The 3314-nt window shown below is 45.5% G+C and carries 4 protein-coding genes and 1 pseudogene; 2 read left to right on the forward strand and 3 right to left on the reverse strand.

All coding sequences use genetic code 11. From position 1 onward, the window contains the following. Positions 1 to 164 precede the first annotated feature (164 nt). Together RIG66_RS02135 and RIG66_RS02140 are read right to left on the reverse strand one after the other, a co-directional pair. Positions 165 to 305, reverse strand: a pseudogene (locus tag RIG66_RS02135) (HNH endonuclease); the annotation flags it as partial. After that, complete coding sequence (locus RIG66_RS02140) at positions 302 to 649, reverse strand: hypothetical protein (protein ID WP_446374767.1); 348 nt, start codon at positions 647 to 649, stop codon at positions 302 to 304. The gene RIG66_RS02140 and the pseudogene RIG66_RS02135, both read right to left, overlap by 4 nt. 341 nt (positions 650 to 990) lie before the next feature. On the opposite strand from RIG66_RS02140, the gene RIG66_RS02145 reads away from it, so the two are divergent. Next, positions 991 to 1623, forward strand: a complete 633-nt coding sequence (locus tag RIG66_RS02145; protein ID WP_446374769.1) for an AAA family ATPase — start codon at positions 991 to 993, stop codon at positions 1621 to 1623. Next, on the forward strand, positions 1623 to 2264 hold the full coding sequence (locus tag RIG66_RS02150) for a hypothetical protein (protein ID WP_446374771.1): 642 nt from the start codon (positions 1623 to 1625) through the stop codon (positions 2262 to 2264). The genes RIG66_RS02145 and RIG66_RS02150 overlap by 1 nt, the downstream gene beginning before the upstream one ends. Before the next feature lie 323 nt (positions 2265 to 2587). On the opposite strand, the gene RIG66_RS02155 is transcribed toward RIG66_RS02150, so the two are convergent. Then, entirely contained in the window at positions 2588 to 2881 is a 294-nt protein-coding gene (locus tag RIG66_RS02155) for a hypothetical protein (RefSeq protein WP_446374773.1), read from the reverse strand. Positions 2882 to 3314 lie beyond the last annotated feature (433 nt).

Consider the following 3314-nt stretch of genomic DNA (forward strand, 5'->3'; position numbering starts at 1 on the left):
GGATGTGGCATCCGCTCGCATTATAGAAATTAGAGGAGTCGTAGCCGTGGGACACACGGTTGGTAAGCTTTCTGAGGGTAAAGGTCACGTCCTGGAAGACGCTAAACTCTACCTCCCTGTGACGGAAGAATCCCCCGCGCTCTTATAGCCGGGGGAGTGTCAACTCCATGTTTTTCTGGAATTACGTGGTCAATTTCATGGGGAAAGAAGGAAACATTATGAGGGAATAAACAATACTCACATCTGTAATTGGCTCGTTCTTCAACCAAGCGACGCAATGCAGCCGGAATATAGGTACTACTCATACAGTACGAGTTAGATGGTGTAGACTCCCGGCTTTGAGCATCACGATTATATGTTCAATGCGCTCATATTCATCAAGTTCTTGTTGTTCTGAAGGAGTAAGCTCCCCTGCTTTACTGCGTACTAACAGAGTTTTCAGTCTTGTCTGCATTTCCAGAGTTGGGCGAAAGGCGAGGATTTCTTCTGGCGTGGGTTGGCTTGCTAGGAAGTTAAGAATATAGTGATAGATGTGAGCAGGGAGTGGCGGCTGCTGGAGACTGAGTGCAAGCAGTTCAGGTAAGCGATTGCCTACCTGTACCAGTTGCTCTTTTAAGTCGTCGGGTACTTCAAGGGTAATTTTTGCCACGGGGTAGCTTGTCTCAAAAACACTTTACTCTAGTTTAGAGGCTACTGAATCAGTCTTGTGGTGGGAATGGGGAATACCTCTACCCTTCGACAAGACTTCGGACGTTCGGCGATGCTCAGACTTCGGCGAGTGCTCAGGACATCGCTTACCTCGACTTACTTCGGCTTCGCTCAGTAACACGCTCGGTAACACGCTCGGTGTGTCATGGGGAATGACGAATGACGAATGACGTAGCTTGCTTCTCGATGAAAGCGAGTATGATAAATGACGAATGACAAATGACGAATGACATAAGACAAATGACGAATGACGAATGACAAATGACATAAGACAAATGACGAATGACCAATATAATCGCTATTATTAATGGAAAGGGAGGTGTTGGCAAAACCACAACCTCAGTCAACTTAGCCGCCGTACTTGCGGAAAAAAAACAGGTTTTGTTAGTAGATACTGATCCTCAAGGTTCAGCCAGTTGGTGGGTAGAACGAAGTGAGGGAGAAATCGGGTTTGATATCGCCCAAGAAACTAATCCTCAACTCTTGAGTCGTCTACAAACCCTGAAAGACTACGAAATAGCCGTTGTCGATACACCCCCCGCCCTGCGTTCAGACGCCTTGACTGCTGTAGTCGCGATCGCAGATTATATTATTTTACCCACACCTCCCGCACCGATGGACTTAGCGGTTTTAATGGAAACAGTACGGCGTGCGATCGCACCAGTAGGAACCACCCATCGGGTATTGTTAACTCGGGTAGATTCTCGCAGTCGTCGGGAAGCGTTAGAGGCGCAAACCACACTCCGAGAACTCGGTGTTCCGGCATTCCGAACCTTTATTCGGACGTACAAAGCCCACGAACGCGCCGCATTGCAGGGGATACCGATTACTCAATTGGGCGGAGAAAATGCCCGTGAAGCCCAAGCTGATTATCGCCGGGTGGCGGATGAACTACACCATCATTGGGGGTGCTAATGACCAAAAAAAAGTTAACGGATTTGTTGCGGGAAGAGGTGGAAAAATCGCCATCTTCCAATCAGCAACCTATTGAAGATACTAACGAACTGAATACAGAAACAGAGGACGAATCAACCATGGCAACCCGCCGAAGAACCAGTACCAGTAAATCTTCAACTCCCACCAAAGCTGACCTTGAAGCCACGGTTGCGGAATTGAGACAGGCACTCGAAGAAGCCCAACAACAAGAAACCACTGTGGTTAATTTAAAAGATAGTTTAGCCCAAACGGAGCAACGAGAACAGCAGTTAAAGGAACAAGTTACGGACTTAGAAACCAAATTACAGCATCAGCAAGAATCCGTTGAAAACTTACAAAGTGAGTTAAAGAAACTCGACCATTTAAAGAGTGAATTTGAGGATGCCAAAAAAGCCGCTGTTCAACTCGCTCAAGCCAATGAGAAATTGATGCAAGAAGTGGAGAGTCTTAAACAAGAGAATGAATCGCTTAAAGCCACTCAAAAGCGACCGATAGAACCCACGCCACCCGTTGAAACCAAACGTCCTCCCGCTAGATCTCCCGCCCGCCCTCTCGGACGACCAATTCAAAAGGATAGCGAAAAGCCTGCGGATTTTGCGAATAAGACGTGGTTGCTGTGATGCTTACGTAGTAAGGGAACCTTAGCCCCTCCTTCTATCATGTCCGGTTGAATATTTACTCCTTTTAGCATCCCTGGTCATTTATACCAGGGAGAAGTCAATTTTTTAGAACAAGCCTTTGCCAACTTCGCATCCTCTAAAGCGTTGTGTTTTTTGACAGTGGAAAATTCGACAAATTCCGCTCGATTCACATCTGGATTGATTCCAGCTACTTTAAGTAGGATTGCTACATCAAATGGATTATTGGAGATATGTTTAGGTAAATTTAACGAGCCGCCAAATAGGTCACAAAATAAAACCCAATCATACGCTGGATAGTCAGCTCACATCTCAACTGATTCAAATTGTGCTAGCCATTCAGATAATGTCGTTGTCACTATCTGACGGGTTGATTTCATGGCATGATGTTCTAAATCTAGCTTGGGTGTCAGGGAATGGATATCAATAAACTGAAGATTCGGGAATACGTTATGCCGCAGCCAATCATTGACTTGGTTTTGAGCATAGTCGTTGAACTCTGCGTAAAATGTGCGTTCATTTTCAGTAACAAGACCAATACTAATCAGCGTAGTATTCCGATGTAATCCCGTAAACTCCGTGTCAAAGAAGATTTCCATTACCTGGCTTTAACTCTATAAGGAGTCTAGCTGGGAAATAAATGATCCTGTTGGTTAATTCTTAGTCTCGCCAACCGCCTTGGGTTTTAACCCAAAGAACCAAAAGCTTGCATTCGTCTAAAGTCCGACTATATTTCTAATTTTAGTCCATTTTAATGGACTTAAGCTATAAGCCAAGAACTTGAGTTCTTGGCGGGTGTTGGGACTGACAAAGGTGAAAAATATCAGTTTCAACGGGGTCAGGGCGGGTTTTGTTGCTCAGTTGTCGGCTGCTTAAGTAGCGTTACTCCCTAAACCATGGGTGTCAACTTAAGCCACATTACCCACGATAGGATACTGGGTGTGGGGTATGGGGTGTGGGGTGTGGGGGAAAGCGAGCAATTTTGGGGAGCTATGTATTAAACGGAACCTGTTTGAAAAAAACATTGTGGAT

This window comes from Coleofasciculus sp. E2-BRE-01 (assembly GCF_040221695.1).
GTDB lineage: Bacteria > Cyanobacteriota > Cyanobacteriia > Cyanobacteriales > Coleofasciculaceae > Coleofasciculus.

What these genes read in the sequence shown, in the direction of transcription:
- RIG66_RS02145 (WP_446374769.1), top strand. Translation starts at nt 991, where the DNA reads ATGACCAATATAATCGCTATTATTAATGGAAAGGGAGGTGTTGGCAAA.
- RIG66_RS02155 (WP_446374773.1), bottom strand. Translation starts at nt 2,881, where the DNA reads ATGGAAATCTTCTTTGACACGGAGTTTACGGGATTACATCGGAATACT.
- RIG66_RS02150 (WP_446374771.1), top strand. Translation starts at nt 1,623, where the DNA reads ATGACCAAAAAAAAGTTAACGGATTTGTTGCGGGAAGAGGTGGAAAAA.